12 protein-coding genes and 1 tRNA gene are annotated in these 16,113 nt (G+C 67.6%); 12 read left to right on the forward strand and 1 reads right to left on the reverse strand.

Annotation, left to right across the window (positions count from 1 at the left end; genetic code table 11):
- The 3 genes from AC6EI8_RS05195 to folE2 form a co-directional block, all read left to right on the forward strand.
- Positions 1-702: polyprenyl synthetase family protein (locus AC6EI8_RS05195; RefSeq protein ID WP_498381439.1), on the forward strand; the 702-nt coding region annotated here is incomplete at its 5' end.
- Positions 703-773: 71 nt separating this feature from the next.
- The gene (gene dxs / locus AC6EI8_RS05200; RefSeq protein WP_150084915.1) at positions 774-2,711 is read left to right on the forward strand and encodes a 1-deoxy-D-xylulose-5-phosphate synthase; all 1,938 of its coding nucleotides are present in this window, start codon (positions 774-776) and stop codon (positions 2,709-2,711) included.
- Between the two features lie 207 nt (positions 2,712-2,918).
- Positions 2,919-3,734: a GTP cyclohydrolase FolE2 gene (folE2, locus tag AC6EI8_RS05205; RefSeq protein WP_226107456.1), complete on the forward strand. Its 816-nt coding sequence runs from the start codon at positions 2,919-2,921 to the stop codon at positions 3,732-3,734.
- A 155-nt stretch (positions 3,735-3,889) separates the two neighbouring features.
- On the opposite strand, the gene tsaD is transcribed toward folE2, so the two are convergent.
- The gene (gene tsaD / locus AC6EI8_RS05210) at positions 3,890-4,924 is read right to left on the reverse strand and encodes a tRNA (adenosine(37)-N6)-threonylcarbamoyltransferase complex transferase subunit TsaD (protein WP_150084913.1); all 1,035 of its coding nucleotides are present in this window, start codon (positions 4,922-4,924) and stop codon (positions 3,890-3,892) included.
- A 116-nt stretch (positions 4,925-5,040) separates the two neighbouring features.
- Here tsaD and AC6EI8_RS05215 point away from each other — a divergent pair, with 116 nt between their 5' ends.
- The 9 genes from AC6EI8_RS05215 to AC6EI8_RS05255 all read left to right on the forward strand — a co-directional run bounded on the left by AC6EI8_RS05215 (position 5,041) and on the right by AC6EI8_RS05255 (position 16,107).
- The gene (locus AC6EI8_RS05215) at positions 5,041-6,393 is read left to right on the forward strand and encodes a BaiN/RdsA family NAD(P)/FAD-dependent oxidoreductase (RefSeq protein ID WP_498381440.1); all 1,353 of its coding nucleotides are present in this window, start codon (positions 5,041-5,043) and stop codon (positions 6,391-6,393) included.
- 150 nt (positions 6,394-6,543) lie between these two features.
- Positions 6,544-6,756 (forward strand): 30S ribosomal protein S21, encoded by a 213-nt coding sequence (rpsU, locus tag AC6EI8_RS05220; RefSeq protein ID WP_006576196.1) that lies wholly within the window; start codon positions 6,544-6,546, stop codon positions 6,754-6,756.
- Positions 6,757-6,908: 152 nt separating this feature from the next.
- Positions 6,909-7,358: a GatB/YqeY domain-containing protein gene (locus AC6EI8_RS05225; RefSeq protein WP_498381441.1), complete on the forward strand. Its 450-nt coding sequence runs from the start codon at positions 6,909-6,911 to the stop codon at positions 7,356-7,358.
- A 241-nt stretch (positions 7,359-7,599) separates the two neighbouring features.
- Positions 7,600-9,411 (forward strand): DNA primase, encoded by a 1,812-nt coding sequence (gene dnaG, locus AC6EI8_RS05230; RefSeq protein WP_498381442.1) that lies wholly within the window; start codon positions 7,600-7,602, stop codon positions 9,409-9,411.
- Positions 9,412-9,618: 207 nt separating this feature from the next.
- A complete protein-coding gene (rpoD, locus tag AC6EI8_RS05235; RefSeq protein ID WP_226107462.1) occupies positions 9,619-12,198 on the forward strand; it encodes an RNA polymerase sigma factor RpoD in 2,580 nt (859 codons plus the stop codon).
- Positions 12,199-12,259: 61 nt separating this feature from the next.
- Positions 12,260-12,338 (forward strand) — tRNA-Ile (locus AC6EI8_RS05240).
- A gap of 135 nt (positions 12,339-12,473) precedes the next feature.
- Positions 12,474-12,692 (forward strand): KTSC domain-containing protein, encoded by a 219-nt coding sequence (locus AC6EI8_RS05245; protein WP_226107464.1) that lies wholly within the window; start codon positions 12,474-12,476, stop codon positions 12,690-12,692.
- A gap of 113 nt (positions 12,693-12,805) precedes the next feature.
- Positions 12,806-13,480: a CPBP family glutamic-type intramembrane protease gene (locus AC6EI8_RS05250; protein WP_498381443.1), complete on the forward strand. Its 675-nt coding sequence runs from the start codon at positions 12,806-12,808 to the stop codon at positions 13,478-13,480.
- A 221-nt stretch (positions 13,481-13,701) separates the two neighbouring features.
- Complete coding sequence (locus AC6EI8_RS05255) at positions 13,702-16,107, forward strand: DNA polymerase II (protein WP_498381444.1); 2,406 nt, start codon at positions 13,702-13,704, stop codon at positions 16,105-16,107.
- Positions 16,108-16,113 lie beyond the last annotated feature (6 nt).

A 16,113-nucleotide genomic window follows, 5' to 3' on the forward strand; every position in this document is an offset into this window, starting at 1 on the left:
GCCGACCCGCGGGCCTGCGATGCCGCGGCCTGCGCCGTCGAGATGATCCACGCGTATTCCCTCGTGCACGACGACATGCCGTGCATGGACGACGACGACCTGCGCCGTGGCCGGCCGACCGTGCACAAGGCCTATGACGAGGCCACCGCGCTGCTGGTCGGCGATGCGCTGCAGACCCAGGCCTTCATCGTGCTGGCCGAGACCGACGCGCTCGAACCCGCCGCGCGGCTGCGGCTGGTCGGCGAACTGGCGCGCGCCTCGGGCTCGATCGGCATGGCCGGCGGCCAGGCGATCGACCTGCAGCATGTCGGCCAGGCGATGTCGCTGGACCAGCTCGAAACGATGCACCGGATGAAGACCGGCGCGTTGCTGCGCGCGAGCATCCGCATGGGCGCGCTGTGCGGCCGCATCGACGAGGCCGGACTGGCGGCGCTGGACCGCTACGCCGCCGCGATCGGTTTGGCGTTCCAGGTGGTAGACGATATTCTGGACGTTACCGCCGATACCGCCACACTGGGCAAGACCGCCGGCAAGGATGCCGAGCAGCACAAGCCCACCTATGTGTCGCTGCTGGGCCTGGATGCGGCCCGCGAACTGGCCGCCCGGCTGCGCGACGACGCGCGCAAGGCGCTGGGCGATTTCGGCGCCCCCGCGGCAAGACTGGCGGACCTGGCCGACCTGATCGTGCTGCGCACGCATTGACTGCGCGCCGCGCGACCGATCGCCGTAAAACGACGAGCCGGACGGGAGAATCCGGCGGCAGGACGGATACCATGACTTACGCATTGCTCAATACCATCGACGACCCCGCGGACCTGCGCAAGCTCGACCGCCGCCAGCTGACCACGCTGGCCGACGAACTGCGCGCCTTCGTGCTGGAGTCGGTCTCGCAGACCGGCGGCCATCTGTCGTCCAATCTCGGCACGGTCGAGCTGACGATCGCGCTGCACTACGTGTTCGACACCCCGGTGGACCGGCTGGTGTGGGACGTCGGCCACCAGAGCTATCCGCACAAGATCCTGACCGGGCGGCGCGAGCGCATGAACACGCTGCGCCAGTGGAACGGCATCTCGGGCTTTCCCCGCCGCAGCGAAAGCGAGTACGACACCTTCGGCACCGCGCACTCGTCGACGTCGATCTCGGCCGCGCTGGGCATGGCGCTCGGCGCGCGCACGCTCGGCGAGCAGCGCGTGTCGATCGCGGTGATCGGCGACGGCGCGATGACCGCCGGCATGGCCTTCGAGGCGATGAACAACGCCGGCGTCTACAAGGACCTGCCGCTGGTGGTGGTGCTCAACGACAACGACATGTCGATCTCGCCGCCGGTCGGCGCGCTGAACCGGCACCTGGCGCGCCTGCTGAGCGGGCAGTTCTATGCCGCGACCAAGAAGGGCATCGAGCGCGTGCTGTCGGTCGCGCCGCCGGTACTCGAATTCGCCAAGCGCTTCGAGGAACATGCGAAGGGCATGGTGGTGCCGGCCACGCTGTTCGAGGAATTCGGCTTCAACTACATCGGGCCGATCGACGGCCACGATCTCGATTCGCTGGTGCCGACGCTGCAGAACATCCGCCGCCGCGCGCTCGAGGGCGCCGGCCCGCAGTTCCTGCATGTCGTCACCAAGAAGGGCCAGGGCTACAAGCTGGCCGAGGCCGACCCGATCCTGTATCACGGCCCCGGCAAGTTCAATCCGGCCGAGGGCATCCGCCCGGCCGCCAAGCCGGCGCGCAAGACCTATACGCAGGTGTTCGGCGAATGGCTGTGCGACCAGGCCGCGGCCGATCCGCGCCTGATCGGCATCACGCCGGCGATGCGCGAAGGCTCGGGGCTGGTCGAGTTCGAACAGCGTTTCCCGGACCGCTACTACGACGTGGGCATCGCCGAGCAGCATGCGGTGACCTTCGCCGGCGGCATGGCCTGCGAGGGCCTGAAGCCGGTGGTCGCGATCTACTCGACCTTCCTGCAGCGCGGCTACGACCAGCTGATCCACGACGTGGCGCTGCAGAACCTGCCGGTGGTGTTCGCGCTGGACCGCGCAGGCCTGGTCGGCGCCGATGGCGCGACCCACGCGGGCGCCTACGATATCGCCTACCTGCGCTGCATCCCCAACATGATGGTGATGACGCCGGCGGACGAGAACGAATGCCGCCAGCTGCTGAGCACCGCCTTTGCGCAGGACTGCCCGACCGCGGTGCGCTATCCGCGCGGCGCCGGTCCGGGCGTGGCGACCGCGGCCACCCTGGAGACGCTGCCGGTCGGCAAGGGCGAGATGCGGCGCAGCTGCGGCGCGCGTGCCGGCCAGCGGGTCGCCGTGCTGGCGTTCGGCTCGATGCTGCATCCCGCGCTCGGCGCGGCCGACAAGCTCGACGCCGCGGTGGCCAACATGCGCTTCGTCAAGCCGCTCGATGTGGAGCTGGTCAAGACGCTGGCGCGCGAGCACGACTACCTCGTCACGGTGGAAGAGGGCGTGGTGATGGGCGGCGCCGGCAGCGCGGTGCTCGAGGCGCTGGCCGCGGCCGGCATCGAGATTCCGGTGCTGCAGCTCGGCCTGCCGGACCACTTCATCGACCACGGCGATCCCGCCTTCCTGCTGTCGCAATGCGGCCTGGACGCGGGCGGCATCGAACGCTCGGTGCGCGAGCGTTTCGGCCTGGCGGCGCCCGCTGCCACGGCCGCCACCGCCGCCTCTGCCGCGGCAACCAAGGCCGCCTGAGCGGGTTCTTCCCGCGCACCCGCACCGGCCGCTGTCGGCCCGGTGCGGGCGGCATCACCCGAATTCCCTTAGAATCGCGGGTTTCGTGTTCGCAGCTGCGGGCTGGCGCCGCCGTGTTTTCCGGCGCGCCCGTGGTTTCACACTCGTTGCGCGGCAAGGTGGACTGCGAAGATGCCGCGACCGTAAAGGAAACCGAGGAAATCCGTCATGAATGACATCAATCCGGCCTTCGTGATGCCCGATGTGCAATCGAGCCTGGACACCCGCCAGATCCCGATCCAGCGCGTGGGTGTGCGCGGCGTGCGCTATCCGCTCACGATGCGTACCGCGCAGGGCGTGCATCCGACCGTCGGCACCTTCAACCTCGACGTGCATCTGCCCGCCGACCAGAAGGGCACGCACATGTCGCGCTTCGTCGCGCTGCTCGAGGACGAGCGCGAGCCGCTCGACCTGGCCTCGTTCCGCGCGCTGCTCGACAAGATGCTGCAGCGCCTTGAAGCGCAGGCCGGCCGTATCGAAGTCACCTTCCCGTATTTCATCAACAAGATCGCGCCGGTGTCGGGCGTCGCTTCGCTGATGGACTACGAAGTCACGCTGATCGGCGAAGCGCGCGACGGCGTCACCCGGGTGTGGCTGAAGGCGCTGGTGCCGGTCACCAGCCTGTGCCCGTGCTCGAAGAAGATCTCGCAGTACGGCGCGCACAACCAGCGCTCGCACATCACGATGAGCGTCGAACTGGCGGCTGATCTGCCGATCGAGGCGCTGGTCCGCATGGCCGAGGAAGAGGCCTCCTGCGAGCTCTGGGGTTTGCTCAAGCGCCCGGACGAGAAGTACGTGACCGAGCGCGCCTACGAGAACCCGAAGTTCGTCGAGGACCTGGTGCGCGACATCGCGATGCGGCTCAATGCCGACGAGCGCATCGTCGCCTATGTGCTGGAAGCCGAGAACTTCGAGTCAATCCACAACCACAGCGCGTATGCGGTGATCGAGCGCGACAAGCGGGTGAGCCAGCTGGCCGGCTGAGCGATCTTTTCGTCGCCACCCACCAAGAAAAACGCCACCCGGCCGGGTGGCGTTTTTTTTCGCTGATGCGCCCTGCGGTTCAGGCGGGGGTCATGGGGCGGGCCACGGGGCAGGTCAGCGCGCGGCTCATGGCACGGCCTGGCACATGGCGCCGCTCATTGCACCGCAGGCAGCCGCAGATCCGACAGATCCCAGCGCGGCGTGACGCCGTAGCCGTACTCGCGCTGCGCCAGTTGCGGCGCGGCCTGCAGCCGCATCGCGCCGGCGAAGGCGATCATCGCGCCGTTGTCGGTGCAGAAGGCGAGGTCGGGATAGAACACCTGCGCGCGGCGCTTCGCCGCCAGCTCGTCGAGCCGTTCGCGCAACTGGCGGTTGGCGCCGACGCCGCCGGCGACCACCAGCCGCTTGTGGCCGGTCACCTTCAGCGCCGCCATCGACTTGGCGGCGAGCACATCGACGATCGCGTCGACGAAGGCGCGCGCCAGGTTGGCGCGATCCTGCTCGCAGATATTGCCTAGCTTGCGCGCCTGCGTCAGCACGGCGGTCTTCAGGCCGGCGAACGAGAAATCCAGATTGCCCGAATGCAGCATCGGCCGCGGCAGTTCGTAGGCGCCCGGCAGGCCGAACTCGGCCAGCCGCGACACTTCCGGCCCGCCGGGGTAGCCCAGGCCGAGCAGCTTGGCGGTCTTGTCGAAGGCCTCGCCCGCGGCGTCGTCCAGCGTCTCGCCGAGCAGCGCGTAGTCGCCGATGCCGCGCACTTCCATCAGCTGCGTATGGCCGCCCGATACCAGCAGCGCGACGAAGGGGAAGGCGGGCGGATTCGGCGTCAGCAGCGGCGACAGCAGATGGCCTTCCAGATGATGAACGCCGAGCATCGGCACATCGAGGGCGAATCCCAGCGCGTTCGCCACCGAGGCGCCGACCAGCAGCGCGCCGGCCAGGCCCGGGCCCTGCGTGAAGGCGATCGCGTCGATATCGCCGCGCTTGCGGCCGGCCTCGTCCAGCACCTGCTGCAGCAGCGGCAGCACGCGGCGGATATGGTCGCGCGAGGCCAGCTCCGGCACCACGCCGCCGTAGTCGCGGTGCATCGCGATCTGCGAATGCAGCGCGTGCGCGAGCAGGCCGGCCTCGGTGTCGTAGAGGGCCAGGCCGGTTTCGTCACAGGAGGATTCGATGCCGAGAACGAGCATGGTGTAAGGCGGGGTCCAGGAGTCCCCAGGTGGCTGCGGCGCAAAGCCTGTGAGGGTAGCACAGCAGGCCATTGCCCGCTTTTCGCTACAATCGCCGATTCTCCAGCAGGACAGTCATGCCACAGTCGCACCCAGCAGTGCCCCCATCGGCGCGCCCATTATCGCGCCAGCCGTCGTCATCGTCCCGGGCCGGGCGCTACGACGTCGCCGTGCTCGGCGCCGGGGCGGCGGGAATGATGTGCGCCGCGGTCGCGGGCCAGCAGGGCGCCCGCGTGGTGCTGATCGACCATGCCACGCGGCTCGCCGAGAAGATCCGCATCTCCGGCGGCGGGCGCTGCAATTTCACCAATCTGCATGCCGGTCCCGCGAACTACCTGTCCGACAACCCGCATTTCTGCCGCTCGGCGCTGGCGCGCTATACGCCGCAGGACTTTCTCGCGCTGATGCGGCGCCATCAGGTCGACTGGCACGAGAAGCACCGCGGCCAGCTGTTCTGCAACGACAGCGCCGAGCAGGTCATCGAGATGCTGCGCGCCGAGTGCGGCGCGGGGCAGGTGCACTGGCGCACCGGCTGCACGGTCGCCGAGGTCCGGCGCGAAGGGGACGATTTTCTACTGCTGACGCCCCACGGCCCGGTGCGCGCGGGCGCCCTGGTCGTCGCGACCGGCGGGCTGTCGATCCCGAAGATCGGCGCCACCGATTTCGGCTACCGGATCGCTCGCCAGTTTGGGTTGCCGATCGTGGAAACCCGGCCGGCGCTGGTGCCGTTGACCTTCGATGGGGCCGCCTGGCAGCCGTTCGCGCCGCTGGCAGGTTTGTCCAAGGAAGTCGATATCGCCACCGGCAAGGGCAAGGAGGCCGGCGCCTTTCGCGAGGATCTGCTGTGGACCCACCGCGGGCTGTCCGGTCCGGCGGTGCTGCAGATCTCCAGCTATTGGCGCCCCGGCACGCCGATCACCATCGACCTGTTCGAGGGCGAGGACGCGGCGGCCTGGCTGCTGGAGGCCAAGAACGGCACCCGCAAGCATCTTGGCAATCTGCTGGCCGCGCGCATGCCGGCACGGCTGGCCGACGCCTGGTGCCAGGCGGCAGGGCTGGACGCCGCCAGGCTGCCGCACGATCTGCCCGACAAGGCGCTGCGCAAGCTGGGCGAGGCGCTGAACCGCTGGCAGCTGGTGCCGTCCGGCACCGAGGGCTACCGCAAGGCCGAGGTCACGCGCGGCGGGGTCGATACGCGCGCGCTGTCGTCCAGCACGATGATGGCGCGCTCGGTGCCGAACCTGTACTTCATCGGCGAGGTGGTTGACGTCACCGGGTGGCTCGGTGGCTACAATTTCCAGTGGGCCTGGGCGTCCGGCGTCGCGGCCGGCAAGGCGGTGGCCGAGAACGTTCGGGCCGTGGCCCAGGCATCCGGCGATGGGGTCGCGTCTTCGACGTACTTGCGGACCAGACCCGCCGCCGCGAAGTGACCCCGCCGCCAACTGAACCCGCCGCCAACTGAACCCGCCGCCAACTGAACCCGCCGAAAAGCAACTCGGCCGCGAAGTAAACTGGTACGCTTGACGGATTTCGTGCTAGACTCCAAGTCTTCGTAAAACCGCTAACTCCTTTTTTGGCACATGACCACGATTCGCCTCAAAGAAAACGAGCCGTTTGAAGTTGCAATGCGTCGTTTCAAGCGCACCATTGAAAAGAACGGTTTGATTACTGAACTGCGGGCGCGCGAGTTTTATGAAAAGCCGACGGCAGAGCGGAAGCGCAAGAAGGCAGCGGCGGTGAAGCGCCACTACAAGCGCATTCGCAGCCAGATGCTGCCGAAGAAGCTGTACTGATCGACCAGTCGATCGGCTGATCGCCTTTCCGCGTCAGCATCCCGACCCGCTGTGGGCCTTGCTCCGGCGGGTTTTTGTGTTGGTGCTGCGCTTCCCTGTCCGCCCTCGCTCGTCGCGGTTTTGTGCCGACGAGTTCACCTGGAAAGATTGCCATGTCCCTCAAGCAACGAATCAGCGATGACATGAAGGCCGCCATGCGGGCGCGCGAGTCCGAGCGGCTCGGCACGATCCGGCTGCTGCTGGCGGCGATCAAGCAGCGCGAGGTCGACGAGCGGACGGAACTGGACGATGCCGCCGTGCTGGCGGTCGTCGAGAAGCTGATCAAGCAGCGCAAGGATTCGATTTCGCAGTTCCAGCAGGCCGGCCGCACCGATCTGGTCGACAAGGAAAGCGCCGAGGTCGAGGTGCTGCAGGTCTACATGCCGGCGGCGCTGTCCGAGGGCGAGGTGGCGGCCGAAGTCGCCAAGGCGGTCGCCGAGAGCGGCGCCGCGGGTCCGCAGGACATGGGCAAGGTCATGGCCCTGCTGAAAGGCCGGCTGGCGGGCCGCGCCGATATGAGCGCCGTGTCGGCCCAGGTCAAGGCCGCGTTGACCGGCAAGTAACGCTGGCAAGTAAGGCCGGCAAATAGCGCCGGCATGTAGTGCGGCAAAAATCGGGCGCGGCGCCGGTGCGATCGCATGCCGCGGCACAGCATAGTGGCAATATAGTCACAAATTTCTGGCAAGCTGCGATCGACGCACTACAATAATTTCACACTTCGCCGGGTGGAACACCGCCCGGCTTGCATTTCTACAAGGGCTGCCCGACGTTTGCGGCGGCCCCGTCGTCAGGACGGCCAACCGGGTGATTCCGCAATCCTTCATTCAGGACCTGCTGAACCGCGTCGATATCGTCGATGTGGTGGGCAAGTATGTCCAGTTGAAGAAGGGAGGCGCGAACTTCATGGGGCTGTGCCCGTTCCATAACGAGAAGTCACCATCGTTCACAGTGTCGCCGGCCAAGCAGTTCTACCATTGCTTCGGCTGCGGCGCGCATGGGTCGGCCATCGGCTTCCTGATGGAGTATTCCGGGCAGAGCTATCCCGACGCGGTGCGCGAGCTGGCGCAGTCCGTCGGCCTGAGCGTGCCCGAGGAGCGCGACCGCTTGCCGCCGGCCCAGCGCGCCGAGCAGCAGGCGAAGTCGCTGGCGCTGTCCGAGGCGATGACGCGGGCCAGCGAGTTCTATCGCCGCCAGTTGCGCGGGGCGCCGACGGCGATCCAGTACCTGAAGGGCCGCGGCCTGACGGGCGAGGTCGCCGCGCAGTTCGGCCTGGGCTATGCCCCGGACGACTGGCAGGGGCTGGAGTCGGTGTTCGGCAGCTATCGCGACGACGCCATTGCCGGCCCGCTGATCGAGGCCGGCCTGCTGATCGAGAGCGAGAAGCGCGACGCCGACGGCAAGCCGCGCCGCTACGACCGCTTCCGCGATCGCATCATGTTCCCGATCCGCAATACCAAGGGACAGGTGATCGGCTTCGGCGGCCGCGTGATGGGGCAGGGCGAGCCCAAGTATCTGAATTCGCCCGAAACGCCGCTGTTCAGCAAGGGCACCGAGCTGTACGGGCTGTTCGAGGCGCGGCATGCGATCCGGGAAACCGGCTATGTGCTGGTGGTCGAAGGCTATATGGATGTGGTGGCGCTGGCTCAACTGGGTTTCGCCAATGCGGTGGCCACGCTGGGCACCGCCTGTACTCCCGTGCATGTGCAGAAGCTGCTGCGCCAGACCGACGCGGTGGTGTTCTCGTTCGACGGCGATGCCGCCGGGCGCCGCGCCGCGCGCCGTGCGCTGGAGGCGTGCCTGCCCTACGTCGCCGACAACAAGACCATCCGCTTCCTGTTCCTGCCCGCCGAGCACGACCCCGACAGCTACGTCCGCGAGGAAGGCACCGAGGCCTTCGCCGCCCAGGTGCGCGATGCGATGCCGCTGTCGCGCTTCCTGCTGCAATGCGTGACCGAGGAGCAGGACCTGCGGCAGCCGGAAGGCCGGGCGCGTGCGCAGTACGAGGCCAAGCCGCTGCTCAAGGCGATGCCGCCCGGCGGCCTGCGCCTGCAGATCGTGCGCGAGCTCGCCGAGGCCACCGGTACCACGCCGGCCGAGATCGAGGCGGTGTGCGGTCTGGGCAGCGACGCCGCGCGGGTCGGCCGCTTCGCCCAGCCGCGTGCGCGGGCACGCCGGCAGGCCCCGGCGGGACTGGAGCAGCGTGTGCTGCAGCTGCTGATGCGCTATCCGGCGCTGTCGGCGCGGCTCGACGACGACGCGCGTGCGTTGCTGCTCGATGCCGATACCGGCGGTTCCGAAGTGCTGGCCCATCTGGTGGCGAGCTGCGACGCCCTGCAGGGCGAGGTCAACTTCGCCGCCTTCAGCGAGCAGCTGGCGCAGTCGCCGTTTGCCGACGTCTATGCCAATGTGCGCGCCGGCGTGTTGCGCGAGGACATCGACGAGGAGCCGGCGACGCTGGAGTTCGACGCGGCGATCGCCAAGCTGCTGGTCGAGCCGCTGCAGCGCGAGTTGACGCAGCTGCAGTCCGCGATCGAGAACGGCACCGCGGACGAGGCGGGCAAGACGCGCATGCGCTGGCTCATCGCGGAGATCCACCGGCGCAAGCGCCTTGGTTGAAAAACGGAATTCGGCCGCCATACCGGAGACAGGTACGCGGCCAACTGGCAACAAACAGGGCAAAAGTCCATCGATTTTGGGCTTAAGCCTTGATTTTTCAGGTGAAAACCTCACCTGTCGGGAAGGCCGGCTAGTGGCGACGTGCTACAATAGCCGGTTTGGATTGCGAAATCTTTCTCTCCAGTTCTGGTGAAAGTGAGCGTGCCAATGGCAAAGGCCAAAGCAACCGAAAAGGTTTCCACTAAGGCTCCCCGAGCGGGGAGCGGCAAGGCGTCGACACAAGCGACCGCGGCGGAAAAGCCCGCCACGCGATCTGCGACGCAAGCCAGGTCTGCGCCAGCCAAGTCAGCGCGTCCCGCCAAGGCGGCCGCAACGACGACACCCACCAGAACCCGCGCATCCGAGAAACAGCCCTCGACTTCGGCACGCGAGAGCGGCAAGAACGCCAATGCAAGCGCGAGCGCAAGCGCGCATACGGCAACAGCGGGCGGCAAACGTGCCGCGTCCGAACCTGTTAAAGGCAAGAGTATCCCCGTGGCGAAACAGCAGAACACCGAAGTCGAGAGCAAGCGAACGGCAGCCGCCGGCGCCAAGACCGCCAGCGCCAAGTCCGGCGCGACCGCGGCGGCGTCCAAGGCGCGCGCCGCCACCTCCGCACCCGTAGCATCCCAGCGTCCCGCTGCGGCCGTCGCGCCGGAGCCCAAGAAGCGCGGCCGCAAGCCCAAGGCCGAGATGCTGCAAGACGAAAGCCATACTGACGACGTGAACGACGAGCTTTACGAAGACGACACGCGTGCCGCCGCGCCGGCGGCCGCTCCGAAGACCGAGAAGCAGAAAGCCAAGGACCGCAAGGCCAAGGAAAAGGCGCTGCTCAAGGAGTTCGCCTCGGCCCAGCAGGGCACCGAGGAAGAGCTCGAGGCGCGCCGCCAGAAGCTCAAGGCGCTGATCAAGCTGGGCAAGTCGCGCGGCTACCTGACCTACGCCGAGATCAACGATCACCTGCCGGACGACATGGTCGATTCGGAAACGATCGACACCCTGGTCGCGACGCTGAATGACATCGGCATCGCCGTCTACGAGCAGGCGCCCGACGCCGAGACGCTGCTGCTCAACGACAATGCCCCGTCCGCCACCAGCGAGGAAGAAGCCGAGGAAGAGGCCGAAGCCGCGCTGTCGACGGTCGACTCCGAATTCGGCCGCACCACCGACCCGGTCCGCATGTACATGCGCGAAATGGGTACCGTCGAGCTGCTGACCCGCGAAGGCGAAATCGAGATCGCCAAGCGGATCGAGGCCGGCCTGAAGGACATGGTGATGGCCATCTCGGCCTGCCCGGTCACGATCTCGGAAATCCTGGCGCACGCCGAGCGCGTCGCCAATGACGAGATCAAGATCGACGAGTTCGTCGACGGCCTGATCGATCCGAACGCCGAAGAGGCGGTCGAGGAAGTCGGCGTGACGCCGGCGGCCGCCGCGGCCTCCGACGACGAGGAACTCGAATCGGACGACGAGGAAGCCGACGAGGACGAGGACGACGACGCCGCCGGCGGCGGTGCCTCGGCACGCCAGCTGGAAGAGCTCAAGGTGGCCGCGCTGGAAAAATTCCGCGTGATCGCCGACCAGTTCGACAAGATGCGCCGCGCCTTCGAGAAGGAAGGCTACAAGTCCAAGCCTTACATCAAGGCGCAGGAAGCCATCCAGAACGAACTGATGGGTATCCGTTTCACCGCGCGCAACGTCGAGCGCCTGTGCGACACGCTGCGCGGCCAGGTCGACGAAGTGCGCAAGCTCGAACGCGCGATCCTGAACATCGTGGTCGACAAGTGCGGCATGCCGCGCGCCGACTTCGTGGCCCGCTTCCCGGGCAACGAGACCAACCTGGACTGGATCCACACGGTCGTCGCCGACAACAAGCCGTACAGCACGATCGTCGAGCGCAACGTGCCGGCCGTGCACGAGCTGCAGCAGAAGCTGATCGACCTGCAGGCGCGCGTGGTGCTGCCGCTGAAGGAACTCAAGGAAGTCAACCGCAAGATGTCCGAGGGCGAGAAGCGCGCCCGCGAGGCCAAGCGCGAGATGACCGAGGCCAACCTGCGTCTGGTGATCTCGATCGCCAAGAAGTACACCAACCGCGGCCTGCAGTTCCTGGACCTGATCCAGGAAGGCAACATCGGCCTGATGAAGGCGGTGGACAAGTTCGAATATCGCCGCGGCTACAAGTTCTCGACCTACGCGACCTGGTGGATCCGTCAGGCCATCACGCGTTCGATCGCCGATCAGGCGCGCACCATCCGTATCCCGGTGCACATGATCGAAACGATCAACAAGATGAACCGCATCTCGCGCCAGATCCTGCAGGAAACCGGCAACGAGCCGGATCCGGCGACGCTGGCCGAGAAGATGGAGATGCCCGAGGACAAGATCCGCAAGATCATGAAGATCGCCAAGGAGCCGATCTCCATGGAAACGCCGATCGGCGACGACGACGATTCCCATCTGGGCGACTTCATCGAGGACACCAACACGCTGGCGCCCGCCGAGGCCGCTCTGCACGGCTCGATGCGCGACGTGGTCAAGGACGTGCTCGATTCGCTGACGCCGCGCGAAGCCAAGGTGCTGCGCATGCGCTTCGGCATCGAAATGAGCACCGACCACACGCTGGAAGAGGTCGGCAAGCAGTTCGACGTCACGCGTGAACGGATCCGTCAGATCGAGGCCAAGGCACTGCGCAAGCTGCGCCACCCGAGCCGCTCCGACAAGCTGAAGAGCTTCCTGGAAGGCAGCTGATAGAACTGCCCTGATGGCCGGCAAGCATCCATGGTGCGGCGGCCATTGGGATCGGTTTTTGGGGCCTCTAGCTCATGCCTGGTTAGAGCAGTGGACTCATAATCCATTGGTGCCGTGTTCGACTCACGGGAGGCCCACCACTGTAGTAAAAAGGGGTTACGTGCAAACGTAACCCCTTTTTGTTGGTGCTCCGGCATCGGCTCCGTCATTGGTTTCAGCACTGGCCTGAGCACTGGCTTGAGCACTGCCTTCGGCACCGGATGAGAACGACAGCCATGTACTTCGATCCCGTCGAATCGTCCGTCGTGGCCGCCATCGGCTACGACTACCGCAAGCGCGTGCTCGGCATCGAGTTCGTCAGCGGCAAGCTCTACCACTATCTCGACGTCCCGGCCAGCGTGTACCGCGATTTCATGGACGCCGACTCCAAGGGCGGATACTTCAACGACTACATCCTGGGCGCCTACGAATACGAGTCCATCCACGAACCATGATGCAGACCCAAGCGATCGACACGAAGCCAATCCCCGAGCGGACCGCTCAGCGAACCCTGAACCGCCGCCTGTTTCTCCTCACCTGGTGTGCCGGCCTTCCCGGCGTGATCGCCATGGCATGGCTGGGGGTGCCGGTGCTGCTGCAGCACCAGGTCCTTCCCGTGCCGATGTGGGTGGTGGGCGTGGCCAGCGGCGTGCAGAGCGCGCTGTTGCTCGCGCTGGCGGCCTTCGCCGGTGCCCGGCTCGCCGGCAAGGCCGGGCTGCGGGCGCAGGCCATGGCCGAGCTGGCGGCGGGCCGGGCGCCGTGGGGCGCGTTGCGTCCGCAGTGCTTGCCGGGCTTGATAGGGGGCCTGCTTGCCGGCGTATTGCTGTGGGGTTTGATCGCGACCGCGCCGCAAGCGGCGGCGCCGATTCACGGCACGACGATGCCGCTGGCCGTGCGGCTGCTGTACGGCGGCGTGACCGAGGAAGTCCTGGTCCGATGGGGACTGATGAGTCTGCTGGTGTGGGCGCTGTGGCGCGTATTCCGACGCGGTGCCGCCAACCCCGGCGCGGGGCTGTTCTGGATCGCGTTAGCGCTCAGCGCCGTGGTGTTCGGGCTCGCGCATCTGCCCGCCGCGGCAGGCTTGGCCGGACCGCTGGCGTGGCCGGTGGTGCTGCATCTGACCGGGGCCAACGCGGCCTTCGGCGTGATCGCGGGCTGCCTGTTCTGGCGCTACGGCCTGGAAGCAGCGATCGTCGCCCATGTCGTGGCGCACCTGACGCTGGCCGCGATGGTCGGCGGGTAAGCGGCAGGTAAGCGGCAGGTAAGCGGCGGGCGAGCGGCGGGTAAGCGGCAGGCGAGCGGCGGGTGAGCGGGGGGTGAGCGGCAGGTGAGCGGCAGGTGAGCGGCAGGTGAGCGGCAGGTCAGCGTCCCTCGGCCCACGAGGCCCCATGTTAGACTCGCCGCCGATCCCCGGCCGCATGCGCCGGCGACGTCCAGATTCCGACCCTTCCCCGACACCCCACCGTGGTCCCGCCGCAGCACGGCTTCATCCTGACCCGCCATTGGCACGACACGCCGGCCGGCACCGAGATCGAAATCTGGTTGGCCACCGATGACGGTCCGCGGCGCCTGCGCCTGCCGCCGCAGCCGTGCGTCGCCTTCATTCCCGAGGAACAGCAGCCACGCGCCGATGCCTTGCTGCGCGGCGAGCCGCAGGTCGAGCTCAAGCCGCTGGCGCTGAAGGACTTCCGGCTGCGTCCCGTCACCGGCGTCTATTGCCACCACTACCGGCAACTGCTGCGCATCGAGAAGACGTTGCGGCAGGCCGGCATCGATGTCTACGAGGCCGACATCCGTCCGCCGGAGCGCTACCTGATGGAGCGCTTCATCACCGCGCCGGTGCAGTTTTCCGGGCGGCCCGATGCGGACGGCGCGCTGGTCGACGTGCAGATCCGGCCCGCCGCCAGCTATCGCCCCCAGCTGCGCTGCGTGTCGCTGGATATCGAGACCAGCATGCAGGGCGATCTCTATTCGATCGCGCTGGAAGGCTGCGGCGATCGCACGGTGCTGATGCTCGGTCCGCCGACCGGCAGCGATGCCGGCACGCAGGATCCCCGCGTCGATCCCCGCCTCGATCCCGGTGTCGATTTCCACCTCGAATACTGCGACAGCCCGGCCGAGATGCTGCACCGGCTGATCGCCTGGTTCGACCGCCACGACCCCGACGCGATCATCGGCTGGAACCTGGTGCAGTTCGACCTGCGCGTGCTGCGCCAGCATGCCGAGCAGTTGAAGGTGCCGCTGCGCCTGGGCCGCGGCGGCGCGCCGCTCGAATGGCGCCAGCACGGCACGCGCGAGCATCACTACTTCGCCGCGCTGCCCGGACGCCTGATCATCGACGGCATCGAGGCGATGCGCTCGGCGACCTGGAGCTTCGCCTCGTTCAGCCTGGAATTCGTCGCCCGCTCGCTGCTCGGCGAGGGCAAGGACATCGACGATCCGTACGACCGGATGGATGCGATCGACCGCATGTTCGCCACCGACAAGGCGGCGCTGGCGCGCTACAACCTGAAGGACTGCGAGCTGGTCACGCGCATCTTCCACAAGGCCGAGCTGCTGCAGTTCCTGCTGGACCGCGCCACCGTCACCGGCCTCGAGGCCGATCGCAGTGGCGGCTCGGTGGCGGCCTTCACGCATCTGTATCTGCCGCGCATGCATCGGCTCGGCTATGTGGCGCCGAACCTGGGCGACCAGCCGGAAGAGGCCAGTCCCGGCGGCTTCGTGATGGATTCGCGCCCGGGGCTGTACGACTCGGTGCTGGTGCTCGACTACAAGAGCCTGTATCCGTCGATCATCCGCACCTTCCTGATCGATCCGGTCGGGCTGGTGGAGGGCATGCACAGCGCCGATCCGGCGCAGACCGTGCCGGGCTTTCGCGGCGCGCGCTTCTCGCGCGACAGCCACGCGCTGCCGGCCATCGTCGCCGAGATCTGGCAGGGGCGCGACGCCGCCAAGCGCGACGGCAACAAGCCGCTGTCGCAGGCGCTGAAGATCATCATGAATGCGTTCTACGGCGTGCTCGGCTCGACCGGCTGCCGTTTCTTCGATGCGCGGCTGGCCTCGTCGATCACGATGCGCGGCCACGAGATCATGCGCAGGACGCGCGAGCTGGTCGAGGGGCGCGGCTACACGGTGATCTACGGCGATACCGATTCGACCTTTGTGGCCCTCGGCCGCCGCCACGCCGACGAGGAGGCGGACCGCATCGGGCGCGAGCTGGTCGCGCACATCAACGACTGGTGGCGCGCGCACCTGCGCGAGGCATACGGGCTCGACAGCGCGCTGGAGATCCAGTACGAGACCCACTACCGGCGCTTCCTGATGCCCACCGTGCGCGGCGCCGAGGATGGCAGCAAGAAGCGCTATGCCGGTCTGGTGCGCGGCGCGGACGGCAGCGAGCAGATGGTGTTCAAGGGGCTGGAGGCGGTGCGCACGGACTGGTCGCCGCTGGCGCAGGCCTTCCAGCAGGAGCTGTATCGGCGCGTCTTCCAGGGCGAGCCGTATGCGGACTATGTGCGCGAGTACGTCGCCAGGCTGCTGCGCGGCGAGCTCGATGCGCTGCTGGTCTATCGCAAGCGCCTGCGCCGGCAGCTCGACGACTACCAGCGCAATGTGCCGCCGCATGCGCGGGCGGCGCGCGTGGCCGACGACTTCAATCGCGAGCGTGGCCGGCCGCTGCAATACCGGCAGGGCGCGTGGATCCAGTACGTGATGACGATCGCGGGGCCGGAACCGCTGGAGGTCCGCCGGGCCCCGATCGACTACGATCACTACCTGAGCCGGCAGCTGCAGCCGGTCGCCGACGCGATCCTGCCCTTCGTCGGCGACGCCTTCGACAACGTGGTCAGCCGGCAGCTGGGGCTGTTCTAGCCGCCG

The sequence above is a fragment of the Cupriavidus sp. R6-3 genome (genome assembly GCF_059772245.1).